The organism is Variovorax boronicumulans (genome assembly GCF_009811375.1).
In the GTDB taxonomy this organism is placed as follows: domain Bacteria; phylum Pseudomonadota; class Gammaproteobacteria; order Burkholderiales; family Burkholderiaceae_C; genus Variovorax; species Variovorax boronicumulans.
Map to the genome: position 1 here is coordinate 2,709,062 of NZ_BKDH01000001.1, position 18,426 is coordinate 2,727,487.

General features: G+C 67.2%; 16 protein-coding genes. 8 read left to right on the forward strand and 8 right to left on the reverse strand.

Translation table 11 applies throughout. The annotated features are described in order from the left end of the window. Window position 1: 1 nt before the first annotated feature. The 4 genes from urtD to urtA form a co-directional block, all read right to left on the reverse strand. Window positions 2–745: an urea ABC transporter ATP-binding protein UrtD gene (gene urtD, locus VHAB30_RS12455; RefSeq protein WP_159277212.1), complete on the reverse strand. Its 744-nt coding sequence runs from the start codon at window positions 743–745 to the stop codon at window positions 2–4. A 22-nt stretch (window positions 746–767) separates the two neighbouring features. Further along, on the reverse strand, window positions 768–1,964 hold the full coding sequence (gene urtC, locus VHAB30_RS12460; RefSeq protein WP_070060354.1) for an urea ABC transporter permease subunit UrtC: 1,197 nt from the start codon (window positions 1,962–1,964) through the stop codon (window positions 768–770). A 28-nt stretch (window positions 1,965–1,992) separates the two neighbouring features. Continuing rightward, entirely contained in the window at window positions 1,993–2,907 is a 915-nt protein-coding gene (gene urtB, locus VHAB30_RS12465) for an urea ABC transporter permease subunit UrtB (protein WP_159277213.1), read from the reverse strand. 78 nt (window positions 2,908–2,985) lie between these two features. Beyond that, complete coding sequence (urtA, locus tag VHAB30_RS12470; RefSeq protein WP_062478305.1) at window positions 2,986–4,254, reverse strand: urea ABC transporter substrate-binding protein; 1,269 nt, start codon at window positions 4,252–4,254, stop codon at window positions 2,986–2,988. A 244-nt stretch (window positions 4,255–4,498) separates the two neighbouring features. Here urtA and VHAB30_RS12475 point away from each other — a divergent pair, with 244 nt between their 5' ends. The 3 genes from VHAB30_RS12475 (at window position 4,499) to VHAB30_RS12485 (ending at window position 9,622) form a co-directional block, all read left to right on the forward strand. Continuing rightward, a complete protein-coding gene (locus VHAB30_RS12475; RefSeq protein WP_159277214.1) occupies window positions 4,499–7,894 on the forward strand; it encodes a hybrid sensor histidine kinase/response regulator in 3,396 nt (1,131 codons plus the stop codon). Continuing rightward, window positions 7,866–8,759, forward strand: coding sequence for a response regulator transcription factor (locus VHAB30_RS12480; protein ID WP_062474629.1), 894 nt, complete (start codon window positions 7,866–7,868; stop codon window positions 8,757–8,759). The genes VHAB30_RS12475 and VHAB30_RS12480 overlap by 29 nt, the downstream gene beginning before the upstream one ends. A gap of 92 nt (window positions 8,760–8,851) precedes the next feature. Then, window positions 8,852–9,622, forward strand: coding sequence for a TIGR04325 family methyltransferase (locus VHAB30_RS12485; RefSeq protein WP_159277215.1), 771 nt, complete (start codon window positions 8,852–8,854; stop codon window positions 9,620–9,622). A gap of 29 nt (window positions 9,623–9,651) precedes the next feature. Here the strand turns inward: VHAB30_RS12485 and VHAB30_RS12490 are convergent, their stop codons facing one another. After that, window positions 9,652–10,566 carry an amino acid ABC transporter substrate-binding protein gene (locus tag VHAB30_RS12490; protein WP_062474625.1) on the reverse strand — a complete coding sequence of 305 codons (915 nt, stop codon included), beginning with the start codon at window positions 10,564–10,566 and terminating at the stop codon, window positions 9,652–9,654. A gap of 10 nt (window positions 10,567–10,576) precedes the next feature. Then, complete coding sequence (locus tag VHAB30_RS12495) at window positions 10,577–11,008, reverse strand: VOC family protein (protein WP_062474623.1); 432 nt, start codon at window positions 11,006–11,008, stop codon at window positions 10,577–10,579. 109 nt (window positions 11,009–11,117) lie between these two features. Here VHAB30_RS12495 and VHAB30_RS12500 point away from each other — a divergent pair, with 109 nt between their 5' ends. The 5 genes from VHAB30_RS12500 to VHAB30_RS12520 all read left to right on the forward strand — a co-directional run bounded on the left by VHAB30_RS12500 (window position 11,118) and on the right by VHAB30_RS12520 (window position 14,924). Then, entirely contained in the window at window positions 11,118–12,038 is a 921-nt protein-coding gene (locus VHAB30_RS12500) for a LysR family transcriptional regulator (protein ID WP_062474621.1), read from the forward strand. Window positions 12,039–12,062: 24 nt separating this feature from the next. After that, window positions 12,063–12,959 (forward strand): SPFH domain-containing protein, encoded by an 897-nt coding sequence (locus VHAB30_RS12505; RefSeq protein ID WP_159277216.1) that lies wholly within the window; start codon window positions 12,063–12,065, stop codon window positions 12,957–12,959. A gap of 45 nt (window positions 12,960–13,004) precedes the next feature. Further along, window positions 13,005–13,208, forward strand: a complete 204-nt coding sequence (locus VHAB30_RS12510) for a hypothetical protein (RefSeq protein WP_159277217.1) — start codon at window positions 13,005–13,007, stop codon at window positions 13,206–13,208. An 82-nt stretch (window positions 13,209–13,290) separates the two neighbouring features. Then, window positions 13,291–14,118 (forward strand): substrate-binding domain-containing protein, encoded by an 828-nt coding sequence (locus VHAB30_RS12515; RefSeq protein WP_235926614.1) that lies wholly within the window; start codon window positions 13,291–13,293, stop codon window positions 14,116–14,118. Window positions 14,119–14,189: 71 nt separating this feature from the next. Continuing rightward, the gene (locus tag VHAB30_RS12520; RefSeq protein ID WP_159277219.1) at window positions 14,190–14,924 is read left to right on the forward strand and encodes a transporter substrate-binding domain-containing protein; all 735 of its coding nucleotides are present in this window, start codon (window positions 14,190–14,192) and stop codon (window positions 14,922–14,924) included. Between the two features lie 146 nt (window positions 14,925–15,070). Here VHAB30_RS12520 and VHAB30_RS12525 read toward each other — a convergent pair whose 3' ends face one another. Together VHAB30_RS12525 and VHAB30_RS12530 are read right to left on the reverse strand one after the other, a co-directional pair. After that, window positions 15,071–15,478, reverse strand: a complete 408-nt coding sequence (locus tag VHAB30_RS12525; protein ID WP_095947556.1) for a lipoprotein — start codon at window positions 15,476–15,478, stop codon at window positions 15,071–15,073. A 78-nt stretch (window positions 15,479–15,556) separates the two neighbouring features. Continuing rightward, complete coding sequence (locus tag VHAB30_RS12530) at window positions 15,557–17,794, reverse strand: M1 family metallopeptidase (protein WP_159277220.1); 2,238 nt, start codon at window positions 17,792–17,794, stop codon at window positions 15,557–15,559. Between the last annotated feature and the right edge of the window lie 632 nt (window positions 17,795–18,426).

Sequence of the window (18,426 nt, forward strand, 5' to 3'; positions counted from 1 at the left end):
TTCAGTGGCCCAGATAAACGTCGATGACCTTCGAGTCGGCCTGCACCTTCTCCATCGGCCCTTCGGCGAGGATCTTCCCCTGGTGCATCACGGTGACCTTGTGCGCGATCTGCTTGACGAAGGCCATGTCGTGCTCGATGACGATCACCGCGCGGTTGCGGCAGATGCGTTGAAGCAGGTCGGCCGTGAGCTCGCGTTCGCGCGCGCTCATGCCGGCAATGGGCTCGTCGAGCATCAGCAGCTCGGGCTCCTGCATCAGCAGCATGCCGATCTCCAGCCACTGCTTCTGGCCGTGGCTCAAGAGGCCCGCTTCGGTGCCGAGCTTGTCGACCAGGCCGATCTCCGTGGCGATGGCCTGCACCTTGCCCTTCACCTCGTCGTCGCACTGGAAAGCCAGCGCGCCGAACACCGAGCGGCCCTTCGGAAAGGACACCTCCAGGTTCTGGAACACGCTCAGGTTCTCGTAGATCGACGGCGTCTGGAACTTGCGGCCGATGCCCAGCCGCACACGCTTGTGCTCGGCCATCTTGGTGAGCTCGGTGTTCTTGAACTTGATGCTGCCGGCGCTGGCGCGCGTCTTGCCGCAGATCAGGTCGAGCAGCGTGGTCTTGCCGGCGCCGTTGGGGCCGATGATCACGCGCAGCTCGTTCCTGTCGATGTACAGCGTCAGGTCGTCGATGGCCTTGAAGCCGTCGAAGGAGACGCTGAGGTCTTCCACGGCGAGGGCGAAGTCGGTGTTGCTCATGGGGTGGGGGCTCCGGTGTCGGTCAGGCGCGCTGGCGGCCGATGCCTTCGGGCAGCGCGGGCTCGGCCTGCGGCGCGGCGACGGGTGAAGGGGCCGACACGGCGGCGGGCGGCGGCTTCGTCGCGGCGTCGCGCAGGGCCTGGCGGCGCGAGGCCCACCACGGCTTGATCGTGTCTTCCCACAGACCCGCCAGGCCCATCGGGAAGGCCATGGTCACGCCGATGAAGAGCGCGGCCATCAGGAACAGCCACAGGTCGGGAAAGCTCTCGGAGAACAGCGTCTTGCCCGCGTTCACCAGCAGCGCGCCGTACACCGCGCCCACCAGGCTCATGCGGCCACCGACGGCGCAGAAGATCACCATCTCGATCGAGGGCACGATGCCCACGAAGCTCGGCGACATGAAGCCCACCTGCAGCGCGAACATCGCGCCACCGATGCCCGAGAGCCCGGCCGCCAGGCAGAAGGTGAAGACCTTGAAGTTCGACACGTCGTAGCCCGAGAAGCGCACGCGGTCTTCCTTGTCGCGCATGGCCAGCAGCAGCGTGCCCAGCTTGCTGGTCTGCACCCAGCGGCACAGCACGATGCTGGCCACCAGCAGGCCCACGCAGACGTAGTAGAGGATGTACTTGGCGCTGTCGGTGCGCGTGTCCCAGCCCAGCAGCGTCTTCAGGTCGGTCATGCCGTTCACGCCGCCCGTGTAGCCCTGCTGGCCGATGATGAGCACGGTGCAGATGAGCGCCACCGCCTGCGTGATGATCGCGAAGTACACGCCGCCCACGCGGCGCTTGAACATCGCGAAGCTGATGAGCCAGGCCAGCGCCATCGGCGCCAGCACCACCAGCGCCAGGCTCAGCGGCAGGCTCTTGAACGGCAGCCACAGCGCGGGCAGTTCGGTGATCTGGTTCCAGTCCATGAAGTCCGGGATGCCGGGCGTCGACTGGATCTTGGTGGTGATGGGGTCGGAGGCTTCGAGCTTGAGGAACATCGCCATCGCATAGCCGCCGATGCCGAAGAACACGCCCTGCCCCAGGCTCAGCACGCCGCCGTAACCCCACACCATGACGAGGCCCACGGCCACGAAGGCATAGCTGAGGTACTTGCCCACGAGGTTGAGGCGGAAGATGTCGAGCGACAGCGGCAGCACCACCGCGAGCAGCAGCACCAGCAGCAGGAGGCTGCCGAGCTGGTAGCGCCGGATCGAGGCCTTGAGGAAATTCATCGGGAGGTTCTCCGGGAAGGATTCGGGTTCAGCGACGGACCTTGACTGCGAACAAGCCCTGGGGGCGCATCATCAGGATCAGCACGATCAGCGACAGCGTCAGCACCTTGGCCATCGAGCCGGTCATGAAGAACTCCGAGATCGACTGCGTCTGCGCAATGCCGAAGGCCGAGACCACGGTGCCCAGCAGGCTGGCCGCTCCGCCGAAGGTGACGACCAGGAAGGCGTCGACGATGTAGAGCGACCCCGAGGTCGGCCCGGTCGAGCCGATGGTGGTGAAGGCCGCGCCCGCCACGCCGGCAATGCCGCAACCGATGGCGAAGGTGAGGCGGTCGGTCTTCTTCGTGTCGATGCCGGTGGCGTTGGCCATGGTGCGGTTGACCACGGTGGCGCGCACCCGCAGGCCCCAGCGGCTCTTGTGCAAGGCGATGAGCACGCCGCCCGTGACCAGCGCGGTGAGCGCCAGCACGAACAGGCCGTTGATCGGAATGTCCAGGCCTTCGTGCGGCGTCCACGAACCCATGAGCCACTCGGGCAGCGTGGGGCTCACTTCCTTCGGGCCGATGAAGGTGCGGAAGATCTGCTGCAGGCCCAGGCTCACGCCCCAGGTGGCGAGCAGCGTGTCGAGCGGCCGCTTGTACAGGTGGCGGATCAGCGCCCACTCCACGAGCCAGCCGGCGATGAAGGCGAACACGAAGGCCAGCCCGATCGCGATCGGAAAATAGTACGGCATGAGCGAAGGCGCCATGCGCTCGGTCACCTGCGCGGCCAGGAAGATCGAATAGGCGCCGATGGTCATGAACTCGCCATGCGCCATGTTGATCACGCCCATCTGCCCGAAGATGATCGCGAGCCCGAGGCCCATGAGCAGCAGCACCGCGAAGAGGCTCAGCCCCGCGAAGCCCTGCATCAGGCCGATGTTCATCATGTCCGACAGCGTCATGGCGGAAGTTCCGGAGTGTGGGTATTGGCGCCCCCTCCCGCACGCGGGAGAGGGTTGGGGTGAGGCCCTGCGGCCTGCTTACTGGTAGCCCTTCGGGAACGGATCGGGCTTGATGAGCTCGCCCGATTCAGCGACCACCTTGAAGCTGCCGTCCAGCTGCCCCTGCCCGATGCGCGCCTTGCTCCACAGATGGTGGTTGGCATCGAGCTTCACGTAGCCTTCCGGTGCGGTCTTCAGCTCGATGCCCGGCGACGCCGCCACCACCTTGTCGATGTCGAAGCTGCCCGCCTTCTCCACCGCGGCCTTCCACAGCCACGGGCCCAGGTAGCCCGCCTGCGTCACGTCGCCGATCACGGCGTCCTTGCCGTACTTGGCCTTGAAGGCGGCCACGAACTTCTTGTTGTTCTCGTTGTCCAGCGTCTGGAAGTACTTCATCGACGAGTAGAAGCCCGCAAAGTTCTCGCCGCCCACGCCGGTCATTTCGTCCTCGGTCACGGCCAGCGTCAGCAGGAACTGCTTGTCGCCGGTGATGCCGGCGGCCTTGAGCTGCTTGTAGAAGGCCACGTTCGAGCCGCCCACCACCGCCGCGAAGATGCAGTCGGGCTTGGCGACCTTGATCTTGTTGATCAGCGAGTTGAAGTTGGTGTGGCCCAGCGGGTAGTACTCCTCGCCCTTGACCGAACCCTTCTGGAAGTTCTCGATGTGCTTGCGCGCGATCTTCATCGAAGTGCGCGGCCAGATGTAGTCGGAGCCGACGAGGAAGAAGGTCTTGGCCTTCTTCTCCTTCGCGCCCCAGTCGAGGCCCCAGATGATCTGCTGCGTGGCCTCCTGCCCCGTGTAGATCACGTTCTTGCTCTGCTCCAGGCCTTCGTAGAAGGTCGGGTAGTACAGCAGGCCGTTCTCTTTTTCGAACACCGGCAGCACAGCCTTGCGCGAGGCGCTGGTCCAGCAGCCGAACACGGCCGCGACCTTGTCGTTGACCAGCAGCTTCTTCGACTTCTCGGCGAAGGTGGGCCAGTCGGAGGCGCCGTCTTCCTTGATGACCTTGATCTTGCGACCCAGGATGCCGCCCATCGCGTTGATCTGGTCGATGGCGAGTTGTTCGGCCTGGATGGAGCCGGTCTCCGAGATGGCCATGGTGCCGGTGGACGAATGCAGCTGGCCCACCGTGACTTCGGTGTCGGTCACCGCGAGCTTGGTGGTGTTGACCTTGGCCGTGGGGAACTGACCCTGGCCGAAGCTCAGGCCGCTCAGGCCCATCACGGGTAGCGCGGCGGCGCCCTGCAGCAGGCGGCGGCGGCGCAGTGCCATGGCATCGAGGGAAGAAGGATCGGAATCACGCGACATCAGGAACTCCAGGCAGGTTGAAAGAAGAGTGAGCCGCGCACCATCGCAGTGCATCGGACGGTGCTGCGAGCACCATGGCTGGTACTTTAGAAATCACTTGCCTCTGCGCGAATACGTCATTCAACGTAGCGATGCGCCCCTGCCCGGGCCGCAGACTCGCGAGCAGACAAGGCACGGGACAGCAGGGAGCGCTTCTTGCTGTACCTGCCGCATGCCACCGTTGCCGCCGCCGCGAGAACCCGCCATGACATCCGTCTCCGGACAGAAGATCTTTCGCATCCGCCGCGACTACAACGCCTGGGTCGCGAACGAAACGCTGGAGGACTACGCGCTGCGCTACACGCCGCGCAGCTTTCGCAAGTGGTCGGAGTTCCGCGTGGCCAACGCGGCCTTCGGCGCCACCTCGTTCCTGGCGCTGGAGGCCATCGGCGGCGCCATCGCACTGAGCTACGGTTTCTCGAATGCGCTGTGGGCGATCCTGGTGGTGGGGCTCATCACCTTCCTCACGGGCCTGCCTATTTCGTACTACGCGGCGCGCCACGGCGTCGACATGGACCTGCTCACGCGCGGCGCGGGCTTCGGCTACCTGGGCTCCACGCTCACCTCGCTGATCTACGCGAGCTTCACCTTCATCTTCTTCGCGCTCGAGGCGGCCATCCTCGCGCTGGCGCTGCAGATGTACCTCGATTGGCCGCTGTGGCTGCTGTACCTGGTGTCGTCGATCGTGATCATTCCGCTGGTGGCGCGCGGCATCACGCTCATCTCGGGGCTGCAGCTGTGGACGCAGCCGATCTGGATCGTGCTGTTCGTCTGCCCCTTCATCGCGGTGATGGTGAAGAAGCCCGAGCTGTACGCCGACTTCACCGGCCTCGTGGGCCGCACTTCCGACAGCAGCGGTTTCGATCCGCTGATGTTCGGCGCGGCGGCCACGGTGGCCTTCTCGCTCGTGGTGCAGATCGGCGAGCAGGTCGACTACCTGCGCTTCCTGCCCGAGAAGACCGCCGCCAACCGCGGTCGCTGGTGGACGGCGGTGCTGGTCGCGGGGCCGGGCTGGATCGTGCCGGGCATGCTGAAGATGATGGGCGGCGCGTTCCTGGCCTTCCTGGCGTTGCAGCACGAGATTCCGGCCAACCACGCGATCGAGCCCACGCAGATGTACCTCACGGGCTTTTCGTACGTGCTGCGCGACCCGGCGTGGGTGCTGGGCATCACGGTGCTGTTCGTGGTGGTGTCGCAGATGAAGATCAACCTGACCAACGCCTATGCGGGCTCGCTGGCATGGTCGAACTTCTTCGCGCGGCTCACGCACAGCCACCCGGGCCGCGTGGTGTGGCTGGTGTTCAACGTGGCCATCGCGATCCTGCTGATGGCGCTGGGCGTGTTCGCCGCGCTGGAGCACGTGCTGGGCTTCTACAGCAACATCGCCATCGCCTGGGTCGGCGCACTGGTGGCCGACCTGGTCATCAACAAGCCGCTGGGCTGGAGCCCGAAGACCATCGAGTTCAAGCGCGCGCACCTGTACGACATCAACCCCGTGGGCCTGGTCGCGATGCTGGTGGCGGCGGCGCTGGCGATGCTGGCCTACTCGGGCGCACTGGGCCAGTGGGCGCGGGCCTTCTCACCCTTCATCGCGCTGGCCACGGCCATGGCCGTGTCGCCGCTGCTGGCGTGGCGGACGCGCGGGCGCTACTACCTGGCGCGCACCGACATCGACCGCTGGACGCCGGGCCAGAGCGTGAAATGCTCGGTTTGCGACAACAGCTTCGAATCGGAAGACATGGCGCACTGCCCGGCCTACAGCGCACCGATCTGCTCGCTGTGCTGCACGCTCGAATCGCGCTGCCACGACCGCTGCAAGACCGACTCGCGCGCGGCCGAGCAGATGAGCGGCTGGCTGCAGGCGCTGCTGCCACCGGCGCTGTCGGCGCGGCTCAACTTCCGCGTCGCGCACTACCTGCTGGTCGCCACTTCGCTCATCGCGCTGCTGGCCACGGTGGTGGGGGTGGTCTACGCGCAGGAGGCCATCGCCGGCACCATCGATTCGGCGATGGCGACGGCCTTTCTCAAAGTGTTCGCGCTGCTCTCGGTGATCGCCGCCGTGGCCGCGTGGTGGGTGGTGCTGGGCAGCGAGAGCCGGCAGATGGCGCAGGAAGAATCGAACCGCCACAACAACCTGCTGGCCCTGGAGATCGAAGCGCACCGCCGCACCGACGCCGCGCTGCAGACCGCCAAGGAAGCCGCCGAGGCCGCCAACCAGGCCAAGACGCGCTACGTGGCCGGCATGACGCATGAGCTGCGCACGCCGCTCAACAGCATCCTGGGCTACTCGCAGATTTTGCTCAAGGGCGGCGACGCGGCCCTGCCGCCGCGCGAGGCGGTGCAGACCATCCACCGCAGCGGCGAGCACATGCTGGGCCTCATCGACGGGCTGCTCGACCTGGCGCGCATCGAGGCCGGGCGGCTGCAGCTGGAGCCCTCGCCGCTGGCGCTGCCGGCCTTTCTCGACCAGGTGGTGCAGATGGTGCGCCCGCAGGCCGAGGCCAAGGGCCTGGCGTTCATCTACACGCACGCGGGCCGGCTGCCGCCGTGGGTGCATGCCGACGTGAAGTGGCTGCGGCAGATTCTCATCAACCTGCTGACCAACGCCGTGCGCTTCACCGACAGCGGCACCGTCACGCTGCATGTGGATGCACGGCGCGAGGTGCTGCGCTTCGACGTGGTCGACACCGGCATCGGCGTGGCGCCGCAAGACCGCCAGCGCATCTTCCTGCCCTTCGAGCGCGGCGCCGCGGGCCGCCGGCGTGGCGAGCCGGGCACGGGGCTGGGCCTGACCATCACGGGGTTGCTCACCTCGCTCATGGGCGGCGAGCTCAAACTGGCGTCGACCTCGTCGGCGGGCAGCACCTTCAGCGTGCGCGTGTACCTGCGTGAGGTGGCTGACCCCGGCCCGCAGGCGGGCTCGCGCGAGCCGGTGTCGGGCTACCTGGGCGAACGCCGCACGCTGCTGGTGGTGGACGACCAGCCGGTGCAGCGCCAGATGCTCGCCGGCATGCTCGCGCCGCTGGGCTTCACGGTGCGCGAGGCGGCCAGCGGCACCGAGTGCCTGGACAGCCTGCGCGAAGAGCTGCCCTCGGCCATCCTGCTGGACCTGACGATGGACGACATGGACGGCTGGCAGACCGCGCGCTCGGTGCGAGCCTCGGGCTTCGCCGAGCTGCCGATCATCATCGTCTCGGCCAACATGTTCGAGAACCAGGCCGACCGGCTGCGCGCCGCGGGCTGCCAGGCCTTCGTGGGCAAGCCGGTGATCGAGTCGGAACTCATCGCCACGCTGGAGCGGCACCTGGGCCTCGAATGGCTGGCGATCGGCGACGCCCTGCCGCCGCCCGCCGACCCCGACGCGAACCCGGTGCGCCCGCCCCTGCTCGCGCTCGGCGAAGACGACCGCGCCGACCTCATGCGCCTGGTGCAGATGGGCCACGTGCGTGGCCTGCACACCGCGCTCGACCGGCTGGCCGCGGCCTCGCCCGCGGCGGCGGCCACCTGCACCTGGCTGCGCGGCATGGTCGCGCGCTTCGAACTCGACAACCTCCGCAACGCACTGGCAGAAGATGCAGACACTCCCCTCGCCCGGTCATGAATCCGAACGCCCCGTCGTGCTGGTGGTGGACGACGCCCCCAGCAGCCTGGGCATGCTGTGCGACACGCTCGAGGCCAGCGGCTACACCGTGCTGGTGGCGGCCGACGGCGAGGCTGCGCTGCAGCGGCTCGAGCTGGTGGTGCCCGACGCGATATTGCTCGACGGCCTCATGCCCGGCCTCTCGGGCTTCGAGACCTGCCGGCGCATCAAGGCCAACGCGGCGCTGGCGCACATCCCCGTGCTGTTCATGACCGGCCTGTCGGAAACCGCGCACGTGGTCGAGGGCTTCGAGTGCGGCGGCGTCGACTACGTGGTGAAGCCGATCCGCGCGCAGGAGGTGCTGGCGCGCCTGCACACCCACACGCGCAACGCCCGCATCACGCGCATGGCGCGCGACGCGGTCGACGTGGCGGGCATGGGCGTGGTGTTCGTCGACACGCGCGGGCGCATCGCCTGGCGCTCGCCGCAGGCCGCGCTGTGGCTGCATGCGCTCGAAGACCCGGTGGCGCCGGGGCGCCTGCCCGCGTCGGTGGAGCCTGCGCTGGCGCCGGGTGCGTCGATCGCCATCGGCACCGCCACGGGCATGCGCCTGTCGGTGCGCAACCTGGGCGCGGCGGCGCTGGGCGAGACCATGCTGCTGTTCGCCATCCAGCGTGAAGGCCCGGCCGCGCGCCTGGCCGATGCGGCCCTCACGCCGCGCGAGACCGAGGTGCTGTCCTGGCTCGCCAAGGGCAAGACCAACCGCGACATCGGCGAGATCCTGGGCACCAGCCCGCGCACGGTGAACAAGCACCTGGAGCACATCTTCGAGAAGCTGGGGGTGGAGACCCGCGCGGCGGCTGCGGCACTGGCGAGCGGCATGTAAAGCCCCACGGGGTAACCGCCCCCGCGGCGCTGGGCTATCGCCCCCCAAAGGCGCCGGTTGCGCTCAGAATGCGAAAGCCACAGGAGAGAGACATGCTTTCAAGCCTGCTGACCTTCCCGCCCCGCGAAAGCGCCTACCGGCGCAAGTTCCTGAACAACACGGACGAGAACCTCTTCATGGGGTCGTTCGAGAGCTTCGAGGCGGCCGAGGCCGGCGCGCCGCCCTCCAAGGCCGTCGGCTACGCCAACGCCGACGCGGGCGAGCTCTACAGCCCGCAAATCTATTTCTACGACTATCCCGGCCTCTTCTGGCTGGGCCGCTCCATCGACGCGGGCCTGACGCGCGTGTTCGACCTGGGCGGGCACGTCGGCATCAAGTACTACGCCTTCCGGCGCGTGCTGAGCTACCCCGACACCCTGCGCTGGACGGTGTGCGACGTGCCCGGCGTGGTCGAGAGCGGCCGCGCGATGGCCGTCAAGCGCGAGGCGACCGCGCAGCTCGGCTTCACCACCGACTACCGCGACGCGAGCGGCTGCGACGTGCTGTATGTGTCGGGCAGCCTGCAGTACCTGCCGATGCGCATGGACGCGATTCTTTCCGCGCTCGCCGTGAAGCCCCGGCGCATCGTCATGAACACCACGGCCGTGCACCCCGAGCGCACGATCTACACGCTCAACAGCATCGGCGTGGCCGTGTGCGCCTACCGCATCCAGCACCACGACGAGCTGCTGGCCGACCTGGCACGCGCCGGCTACCGCAAGCGCGACGTGTGGCGCAACGAGGGCAAGCCGATCGAGGTGCCCTTCGTCGATGGCGGCGACAAGCCGTACTACGCGGGCTGCTGCTTCGACCTGATCGTCTGATTCGACCTCGTCGCCTTGCGCGTGCGACCCTATCGCACCTCGTAGTCTTCCATCGGCTTGTCGCTGGGGTTGGCCCAGGCGGCCCTGGTCAGGGCGCTGGCCGGCAGTCCCACCTTCGCGCCGTGCGGCGCAATGGGCTGCATGAACCACTTGTCGTAGATCCGCGCGGCGTCCCCGCTCCTTGCCAACGCCAGGACGCTTTGATCGACCAGCTTCTTGAACGCGGCATCGCCCTTGGGAATCATGATCGCGATCGGCTCGACGCTGAGCACCTGGTCGAGCAACCGGTACTGCGCCGGCTCCTTGCTCCTGGAAATCAAGGTGGCAAGGATCTGCCCGTCGGCGACGAAGCCCTCTGCGCGGCCCGATTCGAGCAGCAGGAACCCTTCGCTGTTGTCCTTGGCGTACACCTGCGCGATCTCAGGGGCGTTGTCGCGCTTGAGTTTTCTCAGCAGCTGGACGGAGGTGCTCCCCGTCGTGACGGCCACCGCCTTGCCGGCGAGCTGGGCCGCAGAAGCAACGCCGGATGTCGCCTTGACCGCGATGCGAACCCCCTCGACATAGAGCGTCGGGGCGAACGCGACGTCTTTCTGGCGCGCCGCATTGTTGGTCGTGGTGCCGCACTCGATGTCGACCGTTCCGTTCTGCACGAGCGGCATGCGGTTCTGCGGCGTGACGAGCTGGTACTTCACGTGGATCTTGCCGATCTGCAACGCCTTCCCGATGTCGGCAATGACACGTTCGCAGACCTCGACGTGAAAGCCCGTGTAGCTGCCGGGCCCCAGCGTGAAGGACATGGCGCCCGAGGCGTCGCGCACGCCCATGGTGATGGCGCCGGACTCCCTGATCTTCTTCAGCACGTCGGTTTGGGCGGATGCACGCCCGGCGCACAGCAGGAGCGCCGCGGCCGTTGCGGCCGCCAGAAGGCAGTGGGTTGTTTTCACGTCGGCGCTTTCAGACGGCGAACAGCGAATCCAGGTCCGCAAAGGACTTCAGCTCGATGGCGTTGCCCGACGGGTCGAGAAAGAACATCGTCGCCTGTTCGCCGGGCTCGCCCTTGAACCGGATGTAGGGCTCGATCACGAATTTCGTCTGGCGTGCGATGAGCTTGTCGGCCATTGCCTGCCACAGGTCCATCGGCAGCACGGCGCCGAAGTGACGCACAGGCACGTCATGGCCGTCCACGGCGCTGTGCGTCTTGTGGCCGCATTCGTCGGGCGCCAGGTGCGCCACGATCTGGTGGCCGTGGAAGTTGAAGTCGACCCACTCGGTCGAACTGCGGCCTTCGGGACATTCGAGCAACTCGCCGTAGAAGGCGCGCGCCTCGGCGATGTCGCGCACGGGAAAGGCCAAGTGGAACGGGATGCGTGCAGTGGGGGTGCTCATGGGGTTCATCGATCAAGGAGTTCAGGGTGAGCAAACTCTAAGCAGCGGGCCACATAACCGAAAACGATATATTTCATCGCTGAGCACCACCTATTTCGATGAATCCCGAATGATCACCGAGCTTCGAACCTTCATCGCCGTGTGTCGCCACGGCACATTCGCCGCGGCGGGAGAGCGCATCGGCCTCACGCAATCGGCCGTCAGCAGCCAGATCAAGCGGCTCGAGGAATCCCTGGGGTTCCCGCTTTTCGACCGCACAGGCCGCTCTGCCACCTTGAATGCGGCGGGCGAGACCACGCTGGGACGGGCGGAAGAAATCTGCGGCCTCTACGCCAAGCTCGGCGAGCTGCCCGACGACGCTGCGAATGCCGGGCTGCTGCGCATCGGCGCCATTGCGTCCGCGCAGCCGACACTGGTGGCGCGGGCGCTCGAAAAATTGCGCGCCGGCTTCCCCCTGCTGCGCGTGCACATCTCGCCCGGCGTGTCGATGCGGCTGATGGACGACCTGGACGCCGGCAGCATCGATGCGGCCGTGATCATCCGGCCGCCTTTCGGCATTCTTCCCGAGCTGACCTGGCAGACCCTGGTGCGCGAGCCCTATGTGCTCATTGCCCCCGCGAGCGTGCCGGGCAGGAACTGGCGCACGCTGCTGCAGGAACAGCCGTTCCTGCGCTACGACCGCGCATCGTTCGGCGGGCGCATGGTCGAACGATTCCTCCAGCGCGAAGGCCTCGTGGTCAACGACGCCATCGAGGTCGACGAAATCTCCGGGCTCATCCACCTGGCCTCCAAGGGCCTGGGCGTTGCGCTCGTGCCGTGGGTCGAGGCCCACTTGCCGCTGCCGCCGGGCGTGCGCATGCTGTCCCTCGGCGAGGCCACGTTCCATCGCGAGATCGGCCTCCTGCAGCGCAAGCCACGCGCCAGCCCGCCCCTCGTCGCGCAGTTTGCGCAGTGTCTGCGGGACGCGGCCGAACCCGCGAAGGCGGGGCGAAAGAAAGCCTTGACGACCTCCAAAAAGATATTAGAGTGATATCACTTTCAACAGGAGGCATTCATGCACGAGCAGACCCCGTCCATCCCTCGCCCGGTCCGCAGGGAGCGGCCGTACCGGTCCGTCAACGGCTACGGCCTCGTGGCCGTGTCGCTCGTGCTGATCGGGCTCGGCGCCTGGGCCCTCGTGCAGCGGATGATGCCGCTGCCCATGAACATCGTGCTCATCGTCGCGGGCGTGGCGCTGCTGCCGGGGCTGTACATGCTGCAGCCCAACGAGGGCATCATCCTCACGCTGTTCGGCGAGTACCAGGGCACCGACCGCACCGAGGGCCTGCGCTGGACCAACCCGTTCCAGGCCGGCCAGAAAATCTCGCTGCGCGCGCGCAACCTGAACACGCCGCCGCTCAAGGTGAACGACAAGCGTGGCAACCCGGTGGAGATCGGCGCGGCCGTGGTCTGGCGCGTGCACGACACGGCGCAGGCCGTGTTCGAGATCGACGACTACAACAAGTTCGTCGCCATCCAGTCCGAAGCCGCCATCCGCCACCTGGCCACGCTCTACGCCTACGACAGCGGCGACGACCTGCAAAGCGACGAGGTCACGCTGCGCGCCGGCCTGGACGTGGTGGCCGACGCCCTCAAGGCCGAGCTGAACCAGCGCTTTGCCAGCGCCGGCGTCGAGGTGCTCGACGCCAAGCTCACGCACCTGGCCTATGCGCCCGAGATCGCCCAGGTGATGCTGCGGCGCCAGCAGGCCGTGGCCATCGTGAGCGCGCGGCACCAGATCGTGGCGGGCGCGGTGGGCATGGTCGAGGCCGCCCTCAAGGGGCTGTCGGAGCGCAACCTCGTCGTGCTCGACGACGAGCGCAAGGCCTCGATGGTGTCGAACCTGCTGGTGGTACTGTGCTCGGACCGCGAAACCCAGCCCGTGGTCAACACGGGCACGCTCTACACCTGATGCATCCACGGCCCCCGCTCACCGCCGCCACGTCGTTGTTCCCTGATGGCCAGTCCCGGTAAGAAGTCCTACCCGCTGCGCATCGATCCGGCCCTGTGGGCCGAGATCGAGCGGCTGGCGGCCCAGGAGCTGCGCAGCGCGAACGCGCAGGTCGAGTTCCTGCTGCGCGAAGGGCTGGCGAAGCGGGGGCGGCTGCCGGCGGCTGCGGCGCCCACCAAGGACGCGGACCCGCCCAAGCCCTCGCGCTAGTAGTAACCCCGAATTTCCTGAAGGCCGATTGACAGCCTCGGCCCCTACGATGGCACGGCACGATCTTCAGGAGACACATGCCGTGACAGCCTTCGCCTTCCCCCGTTCCGCCCTGACCCGCCGCGCCGCCCTGGCGCTGGCCGCCTCATTCGCGCTCGCCGGTTGCACCAACCTCGGTGGTGGCACCCCACCCGCCGCCACAGGCGACATCCACGTCATGACCTCCGGCGGCTTCACCGCCGCCTACAACGAGCTGCGCCCCGGCTTCGAGCGCAGCACCGGCCGCAGCGTGAAGACGGCCTACGGCGCGTCGATGGGCAATGCCACCGACTCGATTCCTAGCCGCCTCGGGCGCAACGAGCCGGCCGACGTCGTGATCCTCGCGCGCCCCGCGCTCGATGCGCTGGTGGCGCAGGGCAAGGTGGTGGCGGGCAGCCAGGTCGACCTGGTGCGCTCGTCGATCGGCTTCGCGGTGCGCAAGGGCGCACCCAAGCCCGACATCGGCACGGTCGACGCGCTCAAGCGCACGCTGCTCGCGGCGCCGTCGATCGCCTATTCGGCGAGCGCGAGCGGCACCTACTACGAGACCGAGCTGCTCAAGACGCTGGGCATCGAGGACCAGGTCAAGCCCAAGAGCAAGCGCATCCTCAGCGAGCGCGTGGGCACGGTGGTGGCGCGCGGCGACGCGGCCCTCGGCCTGCAGCAGGTGAGCGAGCTGCTGCCCATCGAGGGCATCGACTACATCGGCCCGCTGCCCGCCGAGGTGCAGCGCGTGACGGTGTTCTCGGCCGGCGTGGCCACGGCCTCGAAGCAGCCCGACGCGGCGCGCCAGCTGATCCGCTACCTCAACGCGCCGGCCGCGGCGCCGACGATCGCGAAGACGGGGCTGGAGCCCCTGTCCGCGCGCTGAAGCGGCGGCTTCGCGGCCCGTAAACTGGCGGCCTTCATCCCCTCCTTCCGCCTTCCCGACGAACGGACGCCATGACCACATCGCCCTCTTCCGCCCTCGTGACCGCCTTCGCGCCCAGCGGCACGCTGCGCGCCTCGATCAACCTCGGCAATCCGATCCTGGCCAACAAGGACGCCACCACGGGCGAGCCGGTCGGCGTGTCGATCGACCTGGCCCGCGAGTTCGCGCGGCGGCTGGGCGTGGGCATCGAGCTGGTGGTGTTCGAGAAGGCCGCAGCCTCGGTGGACGCGGTGAAGAACGAGAAGGCCGACATCGGCTTCTTCGCGGTCGATCCGGCGCGCAGCGAAGGCCTTCGCTTCACGGCGCCGTATGTGCTGATCGAAGGCAGCTACCTCGTGCCCGAATCTTCTGCGCTGACCGACAACGCGCAGGTCGATGCCGCAGGCCACCGCATTTCGGTCGGCTCTGGCAGTGCCTATGACCTGTTCCTCACGCGCGAGATCAAGGCGGCTGAGATCGTGCGCCTGCAGGGCGCGGGGCCCGCGCTCGCCGCATTGCGCGCGGGGCAGGTCGAGGTGGCGGCGGGCATTCGCCAGCTGCTCGAAGGCGAAGCGGCCCGCGCACCGGGGGTGCGTGTGCTGCCGGGGCGCTTCATGGTGATCCAGCAGGCGATGGGGACGCCGGCAAGCCGGGGGGCCGAGGCGCAGGCGCTGCTCTCTTCCTTTGTCGAGGAGATGAAGGCTTCAGGCTTTGTAGCCGATGCGCTGAAGCGCCATCGCATCGAAGGCGCGATCGTTGCGCCGTAACTAAGCGCTCTTGTTCAGGGCGCGTGCACAGGCCACCGGGTACTTCCCTCCGCGAATGTCCCCCGGCCTTCGGCCTCCTCCTTGATTTCGCTGCGGGAAGCACCCAGTGTCCTGCGCACGATGGGCGCTGTCGTGGTGCCGGCCTCTCAAAGCTTGTGCGCTTCCACCGGTCCCTGCGAATAGAACAGGAAGTAGCCCGTCTGGGTCTTGAAGCCGTTCTTCTGCCAACCGGGCGGCACCTTGAAGATGCCGAGCTGGTCGCTCGAGATGCCGACGAAGGACGTGTTCTCCGTGTCGGTGGTGATGCGGCTCCAGCGCTCGCGCGTCACCGGCTGCAACTGCATCTTCGGTTCGCTCCACTCGGGCGTGCGCACCTTGTCGCGCATGATGTAGCGGTCGCCGTCGCGCTCGATCTTGACGACCTCCTTGAGCACGCCGTTGCGTTCGACGGCGTAGACGCCGACCAGTTCGGTCTCGGGCCCGCCGCGCGCGCCGCAGGCCGAGAGCAGTGACACGCAGGCCACTGCCAGCAAGGAATTCAGAAGAGTTTTCATGAGGTTCGAATGAGGTGACGCATGCGCCGCCCGGCGGCGCATGCGGGGTTCACGAAAGAAGGCTCAGTTCAACTCAACTCAACGCTTCTGGTTCTCGCGCAGCGGCAGCTTGCCCTGGAAGCGCAGCGCGTGCGGGTACTCTTCCTTGCCGCCCGCCTCCACCGCCGCCATCTTCTGCTGGCTCAGCTGCGTCTTGGCGAGCAGCGGCGCCGGCAGGTTGAGCACGCCCTTGATCTGGTCGTACTGCGCCTGCGTGATGCGCCCCACGCCCAGCAGGCGGAAGGCATCACGCTCGATGTTCAGCAGCAGCGGCTTGTTGCCTGCGAAGTTCTGCACCTTGGCCAGCAGGTTGCTCCACGAGGGCGCGCTGTAGTTGCTCACGTAGTAGTCCTGCCCCGTCGGCCCGGCCAGCACCGCGGTGCAACCCGGCAGCTCGACCTGCGTGGCGTTGTTCGACATCACGAAGGTCTCGCGCTTTTCCATCGCGTCGCCGTACGCCAGCGTGACGGGAATGGTCCACGTCGAGGCCGGGAACTGGTTCTGGTTGGGGAACGACTCCTGCGTGATGCTGACGTAGGTGCGGTCGCCGGCGCATTGCGCATCGACCGTGAGCAGCGGAATGCCGGTCTGGCGGATGAAGCTGTCGCCGATCTCGCTCACCTTCTTGCCGCCGGCGGCCTTCTCCAGCGAGGTCCACAGCCGCGTGGGCGTGACGTTGCCGAACGCGTAGTCCTTCAGATAGATCTGCAGGCCCTTCTGCATCGCCTCTTCGCCGATGTAGTTCTGCACCATCTCCAGCACGTGGCTGCCCTTGTTGTAGACAAAGATCGCCGGACTGATGAAGCCGAAGGAGCCCGCGTCGTTCAGGTTGCGCTGCACCGGCACGGCGGAGGGCTTCAGGTCGGCCACGATCACGTTGTGCTTGTCGAGCACGTAGTCGGAGAAGCTGTAGTACTCGGGGTGGAACTTGATCGTGGTGCGCCGTTCGAACCAGCGCGCGAACGATTCGTTGAGCCACACGTTGTCCCACCAGTCGAGCGTGACCAGGTCGCCGAACCACTGGTGCGCCACCTCGTGCGTGACCACGGTCACCGAGTACAGCGTGGGCTTGTCGCCGGGCTTGGTGAGCACCGCGTCGGCAAACTCGAAGATCGCGCCCCAGTTCTCCATGCCGCCGAAGCCGGTGTTGGGCTTGTTGTCGTAGCTGTCGTTGGCGGCCACGGTGTCGAACTTCTTGAAGGGCAACGAGATGCCGGTGTACTTGTAGTAGTAGTCCATCGACACCTTGGTCCACTCCATCGCGAACTTGGCCCAGTCGGAGCGGCCCGGCGGCGTGAACCAGCGCAGCGCCATGTCGCTGCCGTCCAGCGGGTTCTTGAAGGTGTCGGCCAGGATGTCGAACTTGCCGCCGCCGAAGAAGGCCAGGTACATCGGCATCGAGGGCGTCTTCTCGAAGGCCACGCGCTGGTAGCCGTCGGGCAGTTTCACGGCCTCGGTCTGCGCGCCGTTGGACACGGTCTTCCAGTCGCCCGGCACCTCGGCCGAGATCTCGAAGGTGTGGCGGAAGGCCGGCTCGTCCCAGCCCGGGAACCACTGGCGCGCGAAGTTGGTTTCGCCCTGCGTCACGATGGCGTCGCTGCTCACGCCCTCGGGCGTCGAGAGACCCACCTTGAAGATGCCCGACGCGGCCGAGCACAGCGGGTTCTTCGCCATCACTTCCGGCGTGCAGTACTCGGCGTCGGAGAACTGGATCTTGCCGTCCCACTCCATGTGCAGCAGGTACTTGCCCTTGGCGATCTGGCCGTCGTTCAGCCGCAGCTGCACGAAGTCGCCGCGCGTCTGCGGCGTGGGAATCAGCGGGATCACCTCGCCCGGCTTGGACACCTTGCGCAGCGTGGTGCGCCCGCGCGCAAAGTTGAGGTCGTGCGCGGCGACGACGATGGCGTCGACCGGCTTGAGCACGTCGATCTCCACGTCGGCGCGGCCCACGAACGTCTTGAGCGCCGCATCGGGGCGGAACCACAGCTTGTAGTTGACGGGCCAGACCGTGTCGGGCAACTCCATCGGCCGGGCCGAACGATCGACCGCGGCCACCGCCGCGTCGCGTGCGGTGGGCACGCCGTCGTCGGGGGTCTTCTTGGTGGTGTCGCCGCCGTCGGCCGCAGGCGCGTTGGCCAGCGATGGCGCATTCAGGCCGGAGCCGCCGAACGATGCGCCACCGCCGCTGTCTCCGCCGCCGCCGCAGGCCGTCAACGCGGCAAGGGTCACGGCCGTGAGGGCCAGGCAATGAACGACAGGTGTATTCAGTGATTTCATGATCGCCTCTGGGTACTCTTGGTAAGGAACATGCGCCGCACCGCAGGCACCGGCGGATAGCCGGCGATGCACGTGACGCGCGCGGGATGAGTGGAACGACAGATCAGCAGGAAATGCGGGCAGCACAGTGCCCTCCCGGCGAACAGACAGTTCGTCAGGAACGCAGGCTCAGGCCGGACCGCACCGCATGTGCTGCGGTGGTCCCAGAATGCGCGGGGCGAGCGGCGCCATTCCCGTCAAGACGCGGGGTGTGGGGGGGGAGCGTGTGAACGCGGTGGGGTGTCGCGGGCCGGGCTCAGTGCCCGTGCATCGACACAATGCGTTCACCCGTCAGGTGAACGGCCGGGGCCATGGCGAAAGCGATGGCGACGGCAAGACTGGCTGCGGCTCTTGTGGTTGATTTCACGCGCATTCCCTCGTCCGTTGAAGTGCACGCAGTTGTAGCTGATCGATGCAATGAGCTCAACGATCCGCGGAACTTTTCTCTCTCCAATTGTTCGCGCGCGATAGGCCGAATGGCGTCATGACATGCAACGCATGCCATGCACTACGAAGATGGTTCTGCGACCGAAACACCTGCTCACGCAGATGACAAAGACACGGGCCCTTCACTGTGACGAAGCGGCCACAGT